The following is a 13656-nucleotide window of genomic DNA, read 5'->3' on the forward strand; positions in this document are numbered from 1 at the left end:
CGGAAGACAGCTTCTCCAGGTTCTTAGAGAGCGCGCTGGTGTTGATGTTGTAGTTGCGGTAGGCGTTCATCGCCATAATATTGTGCTGAATACGCATAACAAATCTCCTTATTTAAATTCCGGACGCGATCCTTGCGTCCGTCCGCTTGGGTGGTGGCGGCCTCTGGCCCGGGCAACCGGCCGGACTGCCCGGACCTTCTGCCGCCGGTACGGTATTTCAACCGGCCGCGCGGACCAGGTGAAACCTTTTGGGGCCCTTGGGATCAGCTGACGCTGAATCCGTTCAATAGTCTTATCGGCACTTTTTTCACGAAATTAAGGGCGCGGCCAAAAAATTTCAAAGAACCCTTCCGTGCCCCGGCGGAGGCGGAAACTGCGCCTTGCCCTTCGGGGCGCTTTATGATACACTGACAGCGGCGCAAGATTTGTTTAAAGGAGGAGGCGTCTCATGCGCATCGAATATTATAAGGAATACAGCAGCCGCCTGGGCCGGGAAATGGAATTCAAAGTATACGGCCACGGAGGCAAACCCGCCCTGGTCTTCCCCTGCCAGAACGGCCGGTTTTTCGACTGGGAGGGCTTCGGCATGCTGGAGACCCTGGAAGACTATCTGGAGGGCGGGAAGCTCCAGCTCTTCACCGCAGACACCATTGACCGGGAGACGGTCTCCCAGGTGGACGGGAACCCCTATGACCGGGTGCGGCGGCACGAAGCCTGGGTGAATTACCTGACGGAGGAGCTGGTCCCCCGCATCCGGGAGATCAACGGCACAAGGCAGGCTCTGCTGTCCACGGGGTTCTCCATGGGGGCCTACCACGCGGGGAATCTGTTTTTCCGGCGGCCCGATATCTTTGACAGCGTCATCGCCCTTTCCGGCGTTTACGATACCTATGACATGTACAACGGCTATATGGACGAAGTGGTCTATGCCAACGACCCCTGCGCCAGCCTGGCGGGCATGCCGCCGGACCATCCCTACCTGTCGCTTTTCAACCAGCGCAGGATCATAATCTGCGTGGGACAGGGCGCCTGGGAGGAGCAGCTGCTGGCAGGCACCCGGCGTTTGGACGCCGTGCTGCGGGCCAAGGGCATCCGGGCCTGGGTGGATTATTGGGGCCTTGACGTGAACCACGACTGGCCCTGGTGGAAAAAACAGATTCGCTACTTCCTGCCCAACGTCCTCCCGGAATGAGCGCCCAAAAAGGGACTGCCCAGGCAGTCCCTTTTCTTTGCTCTCGTTCTGAAAAAATCACTCGCCCATGGGCGCGCCGCACTGGGGGCAGAACTTGCTGTCGGACTCCGCGCCGCAGATGGGGCACTTCTTTCCGGCGAAGTCCTCCTCCGCCTCTTCGGCGGGCTCTTCCTTCACAGGCTTGCTGGCCTCCAGCTCGGCAATCTTAGCCTTGGAAGCGCTGACGGCCTCCACCGCCTCCCGCACCGCGTCGGGAATCTCGCCCTCATACTCGCTGACAAACCACTCGCCGATAGCGCGGTAGTTCTTGTCGATCTCCTTCTGCTCGCCGGCGATGGCGACGTTGATCTTCACCAGCTCGGCGGCGTCCTTGGTCCGGTCTGCGGCCCGGTTGGCCACATCCTTTGCCTTGCGGGTCAGTTCGTCAAAATTAAACGCCATGTTGTTGGTCCCCTTTCATATTTTGAACCTGCCTTGGCAGGCTTCGGCCTCTTGATTCCGTCATCCTGCCGATTGTGAGACCTAGTATAACGCATCCATTTGGGAAACGCAACAGAATTCCCCCATGTTTTACAGTTCGTTTTCAATCGGCGGCTCAATCGTCCATTTCCGCTTTCAAAACCGCGCCGGTGGCGGCGTTGATTTCGTAGTCGTACTCCATCCGCCCCACTTCAAACTCCACCTCATAGACCTGGACGCCGTCCTCCCAATCCAGTTTGCATTTGACTTTCACGGCGTCCGCCTCCTGAACCCCGGCATGGGCGAATGCGGCGGACTTGGCGGCCGCCTCGCCGATGAGGGTTCCGCCTCCCCCGGCGGCGGAAGCGGCGGCGGAGACATGACTGAGGACCTTCTCCTCCCGCTTCAGCACAGCCCCGTCGTAGAGGCCGATCTCGTACTCATAGCGTCGTTCCGCCGTGGCAAACTCCACCTCGTAATGCTCCGGGCGGCCGTCGTCGTATTCCAGCCAGGCGTTGCAGTAAACCGTGCCGCTCTCCTGAAGCCCAGCGTCGGCCAGAGCAGCGCGCTCCGCCTCGGCCTCGCCAATCAGGGCAGTCTGGCCGGCGGACTGGGAGGGGGCCGGATTTCCGGCAGGGGCGGAAGACGGCGCGGATTCCCCGGGGGTCTTCCCTTCGGAGGGCGCGGGGGAAGCCGTTTGATCCTCTCCTTCGGAGGGGGCGGAGGGCATCCCGGCATCCGGGGCGGCGGCATAAACCTGGAGAATGTCGGGCGTCCCCTCCAGCACCTCGCCGGTATAAGCGTCCACCTTATAGTTAAACTCCCCCAGAGTGGGGTGGCGGAGCTCCACTTCATAGTGGGCGGGCGTCTCGTCCAGCTCCGGCTCCGCCTCCCAGGTGACGGCGTTTGTCTCCCATGTGCCGGCGTACTTCTCCACGGCCTCGGCCGCGGCGGAGAATCCGATGGGCAGGCCCGGCGCGCCGGTTTGAAGCAGCTGCACCAGCTCCTCCCGGCTCAGCTCCTCCAGACTTCCGGCGGACAGGCTGCTGTTTTGCAGCAGCACCGCCTCAATGATATCCTTTTTATTGGAGGCGTCCGGAGCGTCCCGTGTCTCCGTACTCTGGGGCATCGCCCCGGCCTGCTGCGCCGGCGGCGGAGTCTGGGCTTTTCCGCCGAATATCTGCCAAAGCTGAAGACCCAGCACCGCCGCCAGGAGGACAACGGTGGCCGTCAGCAGCCAGCGGATCAGCCGCTTTTCATTGGTTTCCTTTCGCTCGGGGGGCATATGAATCACCATCCTTTTTGTATGGCTTCATTATAACGGGGCGCGGAGGAAATGTCCAGAGGGGATTCTGTGCGTTTTGGGATTGACAGGCTGGAAAAAAACAGGTAAAATAATTGCATTGCCCTTCCATATGCCCTGGTAGCTCAGTAGGATAGAGCGAACGCCTCCTAAGCGTTAGGCCGCTGGTTCGACTCCAGTCCAGGGTGCCAGCTCAGAAATTCCCCTTACCGCTGCGCTTCCCGCCCCGCAGGGGCGGAAAGCTCCGCCGGACGGGGAATTTCTTCGCTTTCGGACGGAATCTGCGGATTCCGTCCGAGGGGGGGACGGCGTGCGGGGATTTATTTTGTGGAGGTATGGGGATGAAGTTTGTTTTTCAGTTTTTACGGATTTTGGGCTTTTGCTTTTTGGGGGAGGTGCTTCATGCGCTGCTGCCTCTTCCTGTGCCGGCCAGTATTTATGGGCTGGCGCTGCTGCTGCTTGCTTTGAAGACTGGGTTGGTGCGGCTGGATCAGGTGAAGGAGACGGCGGGATTCTTGATTGCCGTCTTTCCGCTGCTCTTTGTGCCGGGGGCCGCTGGGATCATGGAGTTGGGGAGTGTGCTGAGGGCGATGTGGCTTCCCGTCCTGCTGGCTGTGACCTTGGTGACGGTTTTGGTGATGGCCGCCGCCGGACGGATTACGCAGGCGGTTATCCGGAGAAAGGAGGCCCGGCATGACTGAGCTTTTGACCACGGGGGCCGTCTGGGGCGTGCTGCTGACCCTGGCCGCCTTTGCCCTGGGGACCTTCTTGCAGCGGAAAACCGGGCGGGCTTGGTGCAATCCCCTGCTGCTGGGCGCTCTTTTTGTTGTCCTCTTTCTCCGGCTCTGCCGGATTCCCTACCCGGACTATCAGGCCAGCGCCGCTCCCGTGAGCTATCTGCTCCTTCCCGCCACCGTCAGTCTGGCCGTGCCCCTCTACGAGCAATGGGAAGCCCTGCGGAACCACACCGCCGCCATTCTCTCCGGCATCGGAGCCGGAGCCGCTGTCAGCGTGGGCGCCATTCTGGTTCTGGCCTGGGCCTTTCACATGGACCGCTCCGCTGCCGTCAGCCTGCTGCCCAAGTCCGTCACCACCGCCATCGGAACCGACGTCTCCGCCGAGCTGGGGGGCATCCCCGCCCTGACCACCGCCGTCATCATCCTCACCGGCATCTTTGGGAACCTCGCCGCCCAAGGGGTGTGCAGGCTGTTCCGCATTACGGACCCCGTGGCGCAGGGCGTGGGCATCGGCGCCGCCGCCCATGCCATCGGCACCGCCAAGGCCCTGGAGATGGGGCCGGTGGAGGGAGCCATGAGCAGTCTCTCCATTGCTGTGGCCGGGATTTTGACGGCGCTGCTCTGTCCCCTGGCCGTTCATCTGCTGCCCTAGGCGGCCTGCCCGAAACGTTGCGAAAAACCCCTGGCGCGGTCCGGCGCCAGGGGTTTTCTGATACAGTTCGTATTTTTCCGACAGATATCTACAATTTGGACTTATCTCTGTCCCTTGTCGTAGGGGACACCCTCGGCCTTGGGGGCTCTGGACTTCTTGGAGGTAAAGGCCAGCACCACCAGGGAGATGATGTAGGGCAGCATGTTGTACACAGCGGCGGGGAGGTTCAGGGCCTTCAGCATGTCAAAGCCGGAGTACACGTTGCCCAGGGCCCGGAAGAAGCCGAACAGCAGCGCCGCCAGGGCGATGCGGGTGGGCTTCCACTGGCCGAAGATCATGACGGCCAGGGCCAGGAAGCCGAAGCCCGCCACGCCGTTTTCAAACTTCCACTCGCTGACGCCGGCGGTGATGTACACGATGCCGCCCAAACCTCCCAGCATACCGGAGATCAGCACGCCGGCATAACGCATCTTATAGACGTTGATGCCCACGCTGTCCGCCGCCTGGGGATGCTCGCCGCAGGCCATGAGCCGCAGGCCGAAGCGGGTCTTGTACAAGGAGACGTAGGAGCCGATGAGAGCCAGCAGGGCCAGCAGCATGAACCAGTTGAACTCAAAGCTGCCGATGTTCACCAGGAAGGCCTTCTTGGCGTTGATGTACTGAATGGTGGAGGACACATTGTCCACGCTCTCGGCGGTGTTCATGGCCTTGACGAAGACCGTGGCCGCCGCGGTGCCCAGCAGGTTCATGGCGGTGCCCACCAGAGTCTGGTCCGCCTTGAAGTTGATGGCGGCCACCGCCAGCAGCAGGGAGTACAGCATGCCCAGCAGGATGGCAGCCAGCACCACCAGCAAAATCATGCCGATGGCGGGAGTACTGTCCGGCAGGAACTTCATCATCAGCGCGCCGCCCAGGGCGCCCATGACCATGATGCCCTCCAGGCCGATGTTGATGACGCCGGAATGCTCCGAGAAGCAGCCGCCCAGGGCCACCAGAAGCAGCACGGACGCGAAAATCAGCGTATATTGCAGCAGGAGGATCATTTCCCGTCGCCTCCTTTCCCGGCGGCCTTCTTCTCATCCCGGCGGTTGAGCCAGCTGTTCAGCGCCATCTTGAAGAAGAGAACGAAGCCGCACAGATAGATAATCAAAGCGGAGATAAAGTCGGAGATCTGCGAGGAGTACATGGTCTTATCCACATACGCGCCGCCGTTGGTGATGTGCTGAATGAAATAGGAGGAGAAAATCGCGCCAATGGGGTTCAGCCCGCCCAGGAAGGCGGCGGCGATGCCGTTGAAGCCCATGGCGGGGACGGCGGACTGGGTGCACTGCCACTGCTCGAACCCGGTGAGGAACAGCATGGCCGCGCCCATGGAGGCCAGGCCCCCCGCGATGGCCATGGTGAGAATCAGGTTCTTCTTCTCCCGCATGCCGCAGTACTTGGCGGCAAACTTGTTGCAGCCGGTGGCCTTCAGCTCATAGCCCAGCTTGGTCTTCTCCAGCAGGACCCACACCAGAATGGCCACAAGAACGGCCAGAGGAATGGCCAGGCCCACATACTGATTCTTGCTGAACAGCGCGCCCAGACCCAGGGAGGGCAGGATCGCCCCCTCGTTGGTGCTGGCCAGGGTAAAGGTATAGGGGCTGGTCTCCTCCTTCACCAGGGTCAGCAGCATGTTCACGGCATAGAGGCTGATCCAGTTCAGCATGATGCAGGAGATGACCTCGTTGACGTTGCAGTAAGCCTTCAGCACGCCGGAGATGGCGCCCAGGGCGGCCCCGGCGGCGATGGCGGCGATGAGGCAGGCGAACCAGGGCAGCTTCAGCCCCAGGGCGCAGTACAGGCACGCGCCGGTGCCCACCACGTACTGCCCCGCCGCGCCGATGTTGAACAGGCCCACCTTATAGGCGAAGAGCACCGACAGGCTGCACATCAGCAACGGAGCGGTCTTCACCAGGGTGCTGCCGAAATAGCGCAGCTGGGCGGTGGATTTGGAGTAGGTCATGAAGTTTTCCACGATGGCCACAATGGCCCCATTGGCCCCGGCGGGATTGATGAGCAGCAAGGCCACATACCCCACTATCAGGCCCAGCAGAATGCACAGCAGCGAGGCCAGCAGAGACTGGACCGCGCCGTTGCGCAGCAGGGACGTTTTTTCCTTTTTCATGTCTTACGCTCCCTCCCTTTTCGCGCCGGCCATGTACAGGCCCAGTTCTTCCACCGTGACGGTCTTGGGGTCGAACTCGCCCACGATCTCGCCCTCGTACATCACCAGGATGCGGTCGGAGACGTTCATGACCTCGTCCAGCTCCAGGCTCACCAGCAGCACGCCCTTTCCGGCGTCCCGCTGGGCCACGATCTGCTTGTGTATGTACTCAATGGCGCCCACGTCCAGGCCCCGGGTGGGCTGAACGGCGATAAGCAGCTCCGGGGACTTGTCGATCTCCCGGGCGATGATGGCCTTTTGCTGGTTGCCGCCGGACATGCTCCGGGCCGCCGTAATGGGGCCCTGTCCGGACCGGACGTCGTACTGATCGATGAGCCCCACGGCGTACTCCCGGATGGCCTTGCGCTTGAGGAAGCCGGCGGGGGTGACGAAGTGACTCTCAAAATAGCGCTGAAGCACCATGTTGTCCTCCAGCGTGTAGTCCAGCACCAGACCGTGCTTGTGCCGGTCCTCGGGAATGTGGCTCATGCCGGAGGTGGACCGCTTGCGGATGGGGACATGGGTAATGTCCTGCCCCGCCAGAATCAGCTGGCCGCTCTTCAGGGGCTCCAGTCCCGTCAAACCATAGACCAGCTCCGTCTGCCCGTTGCCGTCGATACCGGCGATGCAGACGATTTCGCCCCGGCGGACCTGGAAGGAAACGTCCTTGACAGCGTTGTTGCTGTGGCGCTTTGAGGCGACGGTAATCCCCTTTACGTCCAGAACGACCTCGCCGGGCTTGGCGGGGACCTTCTCGACGGCAAAGCTGACGTCCCGGCCCACCATCATCCGGCTCAGCTCCTCCTGAGAGCTGCTGGCGATGTCCACGGTGCCGATGTATCTGCCCTTGCGCAGAACGGAGCAGCGGTCCGCCACAGTCATGATCTCGTTGAGCTTGTGGGAAATGAAGAGCAGGCTCTTCCCCTCCGCCGCCAGATTCTTCATGATCTGCATCAGCTCGTCGATCTCCTGGGGGGTCAGCACGGCGGTGGGCTCGTCAAAGATCAAAATCTCATTATCCCGGTAGAGCATCTTCAAAATCTCGGTGCGCTGCTGCATGCCCACGGTGATGTCCTCCACCAGGGCGTCGGGGTCCACGTGGAGACCATACTTCTCCGAAAGGGCCACCACCTTCTCCCGGGCCTCCGCCTTTTGAAGGAAGCCATGCTTGCAGGGCTCCACACCCATGATAATGTTGTCCAGCACGGTGAAACACTCCACCAGCTTGAAGTGCTGGTGCACCATACCAATGCCAAGGTCGTTGGCGTCGTTGGGGTCCTTGATGGATACCACCTGTCCATCCTTCTTGATGACGCCCTCTTCCGGCTGGTACAGGCCGAACAGCACGCTCATCAGCGTGGATTTTCCGGCGCCGTTTTCGCCGAGCAACGCGTGAATCTCGCCTTTTTTCAGTTGCAGGGTGATATTGTCGTTGGCCACGATGCCGGGAAAGCGCTTGGTGATATTCAGCATCTCAATGGCGTAACTCTGTTCCAATTTCACAACCTCCTCCTTCTCTGTTTCCTCGAACCGTCTGTGAGAATAATGGTTCCTGTTTATTATACCATATCCCGCCGGGAATTTCAAAGGATTTTTTGCAAATTTTCACAAGGTTGACCTTTTTCCAAAAACTGCCTGTCCGCCCAACAAAAACGAGGACGGGAAATATCCCGTCCTCGTTTGGTTTGGCGCTTTTTTACTTGATGTTGCCCAGATCGTTCACGGTGATGTTGGAAACGGCGGGCATGGCGGAGATGTCGTCGGACACGGTGATCTTTCCGTCGAACATATCCTTCACCAGGGCCTTGTAATTGTCCTGAGAGAAACCGTCGCCCCACTGGGTAGTATCCATGGGCAGCAGGACGTAGTTGGCGGAGGGATCGTCGCCGGAGACCAGGCCCAGAGCCTCGGCCTTGCCGCCGTAGTTGCCGAAGTTGCCGGCAGCAACCTCATCCAGCATGTGGTTGACCGTGGCGGCCAGGCCCTTCATGGCGGAGGTCAGGGTCACGCCCTCGCCGTAGGCGGCGTCCAGGGTGAAGCTCTGGTCCACGTCCACGCCGATGACCTTGGCGCCGGGGACCTTGGCGGCCGCCTCACCGGCGGAGGTGCAGATGCCGCCGCCGCAGGCGAAGATGGCCTGCACGCCCAGGTTCTGATACCAGTTGTCCGCGTAAGCGGTGATGTCGGGGTCGCCGAAGAACTGGTTGCCGTAGACATACTCCACCGTGGCGTCCACGCTCAGCTCGCCGGCAGCGGCGTCCACGCCCTGGACGAAGCCATAGCCAAAGCGCTGCACAGCGGGAACGGCCATGCCGCCCAGATAGCCCAGGTGGGTGTAGCCCAGCTTCACGGCGGCAACACCGGCCATGTAGCCCGCCAGCTCTTCCTTATACACAGCGCAGTAGACGTTGCTGGGAACGGCCATGCCGCCCAGGTCGCCCTCGCTGACGTCCAGAGCGATGAAGGTCAGCTCCGGATAGATGTCGGCCACCTGGGCGATGGTCTCGCCGAAGGCGAAGCCGGGCATGACGATGACGGTGTAGCCCTCGTCCGCAGCCTTCTCCACCATGGCCACACGCTCGGCGGTAGAGTCGCCGGCGGGCTTGTAGTAGGTGAAGTCCACGCCGTTGGCCTCGCTCCAAGCCTTACTGGCCTCGTAGGTGGTCTGGTTGAAGGACTGGTCGGTGATGTCGCCGTAGTCGGTGATCATGGCGACGCGGATGTCGCCGGCGCCTTCGTCGCCGCCGTTATCGTCGGGCGTGGTGGCAGGCTCTTGCTGCTGACTATCGCCGGTGCTGCCGGAATCGTTGGAGCTGCCGGAGTCATTGCCGCCGCAGGCGGCCAGAGACAGCGCCATCGCCAATGTCAGCAAGATCGCAAATAACTTCTTCATTGGAATCAACCTTCCTTACAGTATGTTCCTCCGGCTCCGGCCAGAGGTCGGCCTCTGCGGGCCAAGCCCATTATATCAATTCTTTTCCTGAATTTCAACCGCTTTACAAAATGTTTTCCTTTTAGCCGGAATCCAAGGGCGATTCTCGTTCGTATTTCACAAAAATTCCCGAAAGTCCCAGGCCGTCTCTCACGGTTTTGCCATCTTCACGGCGGTCTCCAGGGCAATCTCCATCATCTGGAACAAGGAGGACTGCCGCTCCTTCGGGGGCAGATTCTCCCCTGTCACCAGATTGTCCGTGACGGTGCAGATGGTCAGAGCCCGCTTCCCGGCCTCGGCGGCGTTCATATAGAGGCACGCCGTCTCCATGTCGATGGCCAGGACCCCCATGGGGGCCCATTCCAGGCCGCTGCCATGTTTATAATAGAACACGTCGGAGCTGAGGATGTTCCCTACCGGGGGCTCCACCCCCCGCTCCCGGGCCGCCGCCACGGCTGTCTCCAGCAGCCGGAAGTCCGCAATGGGGGCGAAGGTCCCCGGCAGCTGGAAATGATGGGCGAAGTTGGAGTCCGTGCAGGCCCCCTGGGCGATCACCAGGTCCCGGAGCTTCAGCTTCTCGGACAGGGCCCCGGTGGTGCCCACGCGGATGATGTTGTCCACGCCGTAAAAGTGAAAAAGCTCATGGGAATAAATGCCGATGCTGGGCATGCCCATGCCGGAGGCCATGGCGGACACCGGGACGCCCTTATATGTCCCGGTCCAGCCCTGGATGCCCCGGACGTTGTTCACCAGCCGGGCGTCCTGAAAAAAGGTCTCCGCGATGAACTTCGCCCGGAGGGGGTCGCCGGGCATCAGTACCGTCCCGGCGAAGTCGCCCTGAGCCGCCTCATTGTGGGGCGTTCCCATGTCAGCCCTCCATAGCCTTCACAGCCTTGACAATCCGGCTGGTGCCCAGGCGGGAGGCGCCCAGGCGGATGAAGTCCTCCGCGTCCTTCAGGTCGGCGATGCCGCCGGCGGCCTTGATCTTCACGTTGGGGCCCACGTGCTTAGCGAAGAGGGCCACATCCTCCCGGGTGGCTCCGCCGCCGCCGAAGCCGGTGGAGGTCTTGATATACTCCGCGCCGGAGGCGGTGACAATCTCGCACATCTTGACCTTCTCCTCGCCGGTGAGCAGGCAGCACTCGATGATGACCTTCAGCAGCTTGCCCTTGCAGGCGGCCTTGATGGCCTTAATCTCCTCCAGCAGCGCGTCCCATTTCTTGTCCTTCACCCAGCCGATATTGATGACCATGTCCACTTCCTCCGCGCCGTTGTCCACGGCGTCCGTGGCCATGAAGCACTTGGCGGCGGTGGTGTCATAGCCGTTGGGGAAACCGATGACGGTGCAGATGGCCAGCTTGCCTTCCACATACTCCGCCGCCTGCTTGACATAGCTGGCGGGGATGCAGACGCTGGCGCACGCGTATTTCATACCGTCGTCACAGATAGCCTTGATCTCCTCCCAGGTGGCTCCCTGGGCCAAAAGGGTATGGTCGCACTTTCCAAGAATTTCTTTCAGTTCCATTTCAGCACACTCCTTTATTATAAATTTGATTTACTTCCGCTGCGCGGGAAAGGTCTACCATTATAATTATAGCAGAGTTTTCCCATTCTGTCCAGTACGGCGCTTACAGGAGCGCTTCTTGCCGCGCATTTTATTTTCCCCAGGGTTTTCCAGGGACAAAGGCTCTGCCCGCGTCCGCTCTCCTGGGAATGCCGGCCTTTCGGGGAACGGGGCGGGATAGAGTCCGCCCCTACTTGCAAAGCCGGTTCCGCCGTGCTAAAATGGGACGAAGATTTGATACGGAGGCTCACCCATGAAAAAACGACTGCTTTCCCTTCTCTGCGCCTTGGCTCTGCTTCTGGGCGCGCTTCCCTCCGCCGCCGCTCTGGAGGGGGAATCCCGCCGGGCGGCGGAGACCCTGACCGCCCTCCACGTGCTGCCGGACAGCTCGAAGGGGCTGGACCAGCCCATCACCCGGGAGGAGGCGGCAACGCTGCTGATTCGCTTTTCCGGCTCCAACGCCGCCGGTTCCGCCGCCCTCAGCGCCGTCAAGACCCGGGGCCTGCTGAGCCGCACCGTCCCCCAGGACGGAGAAATCTCGGCGGAGGAGTTCTGCGCCGCCCTGCTGCGCCTGCTGGGCTACCTCTCCGCAGACGCGCCGGAGGCGGGGGCGGCGGTCTACGCCCGGCGCATCGGCCTCACCGCCCAGGACTATGAGGGGGCCCTCACCCGGGGCAAGGCTCTCCAGATTCTCCGGGACGCCCTGACCTTCCCCGACGAGGAGGGCGTCACCTCCGCGGAGCGGCTGGTGGAAGCGGGCCTCTGCACCCGGGCGGAGGCAGAGGCGGAGGGACTCTTCGCCCAGGAGCTCACCGCCCGGCAGATCGTGGACCGGCACATGTCCGCCGTCTTCCGGCTGGATACCTATTATTCCGAGGACCATTATCAGAAGGGCCGCATTGACAACGGCGGCAGCGGCTTCTTCGTCTCCCGGGACGGCTTGGCCGTCACCAACTACCACACCATTCAAAACGTGGTGGAGGCCACCGTCACCCTGATTACCGGGGAGACCTACCGGGTGGAGCGGGTGGTTTTCTGCGACCCCGGTGCGGACCTGGCTCTGCTGCGGATCTCCAACATCTCCACGGACAAGGTCCCCACGCCCTTTTTCTCCTACCTGAAAATCGCGGAGGAACCGGAGCTCCGTCCTGGCGACCGGGTCTATACCCTGGGGGCTCCCCTGGGCATCTCCCTGACGGTCAGCGAGGGCATCATCAGCGCCGTCAACCACCAGACGAACCACTTCACCACTCCCTGCGTCATCAACACCGCCGACATCTCCCCCGGCAGCAGCGGCGGCGCGCTGCTGAACGTCTATGGCCACGCGGCCGGTATCACCACCGCCGCCTATACAGGAGGCAACAATCTCTATCTCTCCGTCCCCCTGACCCCGATTCTGGAGGCGGACTGGACCGCGCCCGGGCTGCCGCTGTCCTCAGTGGCGGCGGTTATGGAGGCGGCGGGCTGATGGGGCGGCGGAATTCCCCGCTGTATTTTCTCGAATAGTACTTGAAAACCGAGAAAACCTGTGGTAATATAAAAAATTGTCAAATACGCTTCACGCGCTGCGTGATTTCATCTGGAGGTTGAACGTTTTGAAAATTGCCATCACCATTTTGCAGCTCCTCTGCGGCCTGGGCATCATCCTGATCGTGCTGTTCCAGTCCGGCAAGAGCGCCGGACTCTCCGGCGCCATCGGCGGCGTGGCCGACTCCTTCCTCGCCAAAAACAAGGCCAAGACCATGGACGCCAAGCTCGCCCGGGCCACCAAGTGGATCGGCGCGCTGTTCCTGATTTTGACCCTGGTCCTGCTGATTCTCGGCTGAGCAAGTGAAGACCGCCTCTCAGGGCTCTCCCTGGGGGGCGATTTTTTCGAAAAAAGTTCAGAACAAATGTTTGCTTTTTTGTTTTCGATGTGTTATAATAGAAAAAATATTTTTACCCTTTCATCGTGCGCTCAGGAGGTTTGCTATGGTAAAGCTCACTCACATGCAGCAGAGAGTTTACGACTACATCGTCTCCTGCATCCAAACCCAGGGCTATCCTCCCTCTGTTCGGGAGATCGGCGACGAGGTGGGACTGAAGTCTCCTTCTACCGTTCACTTCCATCTCAAGCACCTGGAGGAGGCGGGCGTCATTATCAAAGGGGCCGGAAAGGGCCGTGCCATCGCCCTAACGGAGCCTCCCGCGCCGAAAAACCAGGTGCCCATCCTGGGCAGCGTGGCCGCCGGCAGTCCTATCCTGGCGGAGGAGTGCATTGAGGACTATTTGACCTTTGACGCCGGGGGCCGGGAGGGGGAGCATTTCGCCCTGCGGGTCCGGGGCGAGTCCATGATCAACGCCGGCATCCTTCCCGGCGACCTGGTGGTGGTCCACAGCCAGCCCACCGCCCACCATGGCGAGATTGTGGTGGCCCTGCTGGAGGATGAAGCCACGGTAAAGCGCCTCTCCCTCCGGGATGGGCAGGTCTGGCTCATGCCGGAGAATGAACTCTACTCCCCCATCGACGGGACCTATGCCAGAATCCTGGGAAAGGTCACCGCCGTGATCCGGCATTATTAACATCAGATGGCAAAACGGCGGCAGGGCGCTTCGCGCTCTGCCGCCGCTT

General features: G+C 61.3%; 14 protein-coding genes, 1 tRNA gene and 1 pseudogene. 7 read left to right on the forward strand and 9 right to left on the reverse strand.

All coding sequences use genetic code 11. The features are described 5' to 3' along the window. Positions 1 to 97, reverse strand: a pseudogene (locus tag QZ329_RS03700) (flagellin); the annotation flags it as partial. Positions 98 to 448: 351 nt separating this feature from the next. Between QZ329_RS03700 and QZ329_RS03705 the strand changes: the two are divergent. Further along, positions 449 to 1192, forward strand: coding sequence for an alpha/beta hydrolase-fold protein (locus tag QZ329_RS03705; protein WP_295748435.1), 744 nt, complete (start codon positions 449 to 451; stop codon positions 1190 to 1192). A 57-nt stretch (positions 1193 to 1249) separates the two neighbouring features. Here QZ329_RS03705 and QZ329_RS03710 read toward each other — a convergent pair whose 3' ends face one another. Beyond that, on the reverse strand, positions 1250 to 1633 hold the full coding sequence (locus QZ329_RS03710) for a zinc ribbon domain-containing protein (protein WP_295748437.1): 384 nt from the start codon (positions 1631 to 1633) through the stop codon (positions 1250 to 1252). 154 nt (positions 1634 to 1787) lie between these two features. Beyond that, positions 1788 to 2936 carry a PepSY domain-containing protein gene (locus tag QZ329_RS03715; protein ID WP_295748439.1) on the reverse strand — a complete coding sequence of 383 codons (1149 nt, stop codon included), beginning with the start codon at positions 2934 to 2936 and terminating at the stop codon, positions 1788 to 1790. Between the two features lie 132 nt (positions 2937 to 3068). On the opposite strand from QZ329_RS03715, the gene QZ329_RS03720 reads away from it, so the two are divergent. The 3 genes from QZ329_RS03720 (at position 3069) to QZ329_RS03730 (ending at position 4343) form a co-directional block, all read left to right on the forward strand. Further along, a tRNA-Arg gene (locus tag QZ329_RS03720) sits at positions 3069 to 3145 on the forward strand. Between the two features lie 150 nt (positions 3146 to 3295). Beyond that, positions 3296 to 3655, forward strand: coding sequence for a CidA/LrgA family protein (locus QZ329_RS03725; protein ID WP_295748440.1), 360 nt, complete (start codon positions 3296 to 3298; stop codon positions 3653 to 3655). Further along, positions 3648 to 4343, forward strand: a complete 696-nt coding sequence (locus QZ329_RS03730; protein WP_295748442.1) for an LrgB family protein — start codon at positions 3648 to 3650, stop codon at positions 4341 to 4343. Before QZ329_RS03725 ends, QZ329_RS03730 begins: the two co-directional genes overlap by 8 nt. A gap of 101 nt (positions 4344 to 4444) precedes the next feature. Here the strand turns inward: QZ329_RS03730 and QZ329_RS03735 are convergent, their stop codons facing one another. From QZ329_RS03735 to deoC, 6 genes are all read right to left on the reverse strand, one after another. Then, complete coding sequence (locus QZ329_RS03735; protein WP_295748443.1) at positions 4445 to 5386, reverse strand: ABC transporter permease; 942 nt, start codon at positions 5384 to 5386, stop codon at positions 4445 to 4447. Further along, positions 5383 to 6510 (reverse strand): ABC transporter permease, encoded by a 1128-nt coding sequence (locus tag QZ329_RS03740; RefSeq protein ID WP_295748445.1) that lies wholly within the window; start codon positions 6508 to 6510, stop codon positions 5383 to 5385. The genes QZ329_RS03735 and QZ329_RS03740 overlap by 4 nt, the downstream gene beginning before the upstream one ends. 3 nt (positions 6511 to 6513) lie before the next feature. Next, positions 6514 to 8022 carry an ABC transporter ATP-binding protein gene (locus QZ329_RS03745; protein WP_295748553.1) on the reverse strand — a complete coding sequence of 503 codons (1509 nt, stop codon included), beginning with the start codon at positions 8020 to 8022 and terminating at the stop codon, positions 6514 to 6516. Positions 8023 to 8245: 223 nt separating this feature from the next. Next, on the reverse strand, positions 8246 to 9442 hold the full coding sequence (locus QZ329_RS03750) for a BMP family ABC transporter substrate-binding protein (RefSeq protein ID WP_295748447.1): 1197 nt from the start codon (positions 9440 to 9442) through the stop codon (positions 8246 to 8248). 189 nt (positions 9443 to 9631) lie between these two features. Continuing rightward, positions 9632 to 10348, reverse strand: coding sequence for a purine-nucleoside phosphorylase (gene deoD, locus QZ329_RS03755; protein ID WP_295748449.1), 717 nt, complete (start codon positions 10346 to 10348; stop codon positions 9632 to 9634). 1 nt (position 10349) lies between these two features. After that, positions 10350 to 11006 carry a deoxyribose-phosphate aldolase gene (deoC, locus tag QZ329_RS03760; protein ID WP_295748451.1) on the reverse strand — a complete coding sequence of 219 codons (657 nt, stop codon included), beginning with the start codon at positions 11004 to 11006 and terminating at the stop codon, positions 10350 to 10352. Between the two features lie 292 nt (positions 11007 to 11298). On the opposite strand from deoC, the gene QZ329_RS03765 reads away from it, so the two are divergent. The 3 genes from QZ329_RS03765 to lexA all read left to right on the forward strand — a co-directional run bounded on the left by QZ329_RS03765 (position 11299) and on the right by lexA (position 13607). Beyond that, entirely contained in the window at positions 11299 to 12513 is a 1215-nt protein-coding gene (locus QZ329_RS03765; RefSeq protein WP_295748453.1) for a trypsin-like peptidase domain-containing protein, read from the forward strand. A 127-nt stretch (positions 12514 to 12640) separates the two neighbouring features. After that, the gene (gene secG, locus QZ329_RS03770; protein ID WP_325257479.1) at positions 12641 to 12871 is read left to right on the forward strand and encodes a preprotein translocase subunit SecG; all 231 of its coding nucleotides are present in this window, start codon (positions 12641 to 12643) and stop codon (positions 12869 to 12871) included. Positions 12872 to 13016: 145 nt separating this feature from the next. Then, positions 13017 to 13607, forward strand: a complete 591-nt coding sequence (gene lexA, locus QZ329_RS03775) for a transcriptional repressor LexA (RefSeq protein ID WP_295748457.1) — start codon at positions 13017 to 13019, stop codon at positions 13605 to 13607. Positions 13608 to 13656 lie beyond the last annotated feature (49 nt).

It is taken from the genome of uncultured Oscillibacter sp. (genome assembly GCF_910579365.1).
Classification (GTDB): domain Bacteria; phylum Bacillota; class Clostridia; order Oscillospirales; family Oscillospiraceae; genus Oscillibacter.

Coding starts and splice junctions, on each gene's coding strand:
- QZ329_RS03705 (WP_295748435.1), top strand. CDS start 449: ATGCGCATCGAATATTATAAGGAATACAGCAGCCGCCTGGGCCGGGAA.
- QZ329_RS03710 (WP_295748437.1), bottom strand. CDS start 1,633: ATGGCGTTTAATTTTGACGAACTGACCCGCAAGGCAAAGGATGTGGCC.
- QZ329_RS03715 (WP_295748439.1), bottom strand. CDS start 2,936: ATGCCCCCCGAGCGAAAGGAAACCAATGAAAAGCGGCTGATCCGCTGG.
- QZ329_RS03725 (WP_295748440.1), top strand. CDS start 3,296: ATGAAGTTTGTTTTTCAGTTTTTACGGATTTTGGGCTTTTGCTTTTTG.
- QZ329_RS03730 (WP_295748442.1), top strand. CDS start 3,648: ATGACTGAGCTTTTGACCACGGGGGCCGTCTGGGGCGTGCTGCTGACC.
- QZ329_RS03735 (WP_295748443.1), bottom strand. CDS start 5,386: ATGATCCTCCTGCTGCAATATACGCTGATTTTCGCGTCCGTGCTGCTT.
- QZ329_RS03740 (WP_295748445.1), bottom strand. CDS start 6,510: ATGAAAAAGGAAAAAACGTCCCTGCTGCGCAACGGCGCGGTCCAGTCT.
- QZ329_RS03745 (WP_295748553.1), bottom strand. CDS start 8,022: ATGCTGAATATCACCAAGCGCTTTCCCGGCATCGTGGCCAACGACAAT.
- QZ329_RS03750 (WP_295748447.1), bottom strand. CDS start 9,442: ATGAAGAAGTTATTTGCGATCTTGCTGACATTGGCGATGGCGCTGTCT.
- deoD (WP_295748449.1), bottom strand. CDS start 10,348: ATGGGAACGCCCCACAATGAGGCGGCTCAGGGCGACTTCGCCGGGACG.
- deoC (WP_295748451.1), bottom strand. CDS start 11,006: ATGGAACTGAAAGAAATTCTTGGAAAGTGCGACCATACCCTTTTGGCC.
- QZ329_RS03765 (WP_295748453.1), top strand. CDS start 11,299: ATGAAAAAACGACTGCTTTCCCTTCTCTGCGCCTTGGCTCTGCTTCTG.
- lexA (WP_295748457.1), top strand. CDS start 13,017: ATGGTAAAGCTCACTCACATGCAGCAGAGAGTTTACGACTACATCGTC.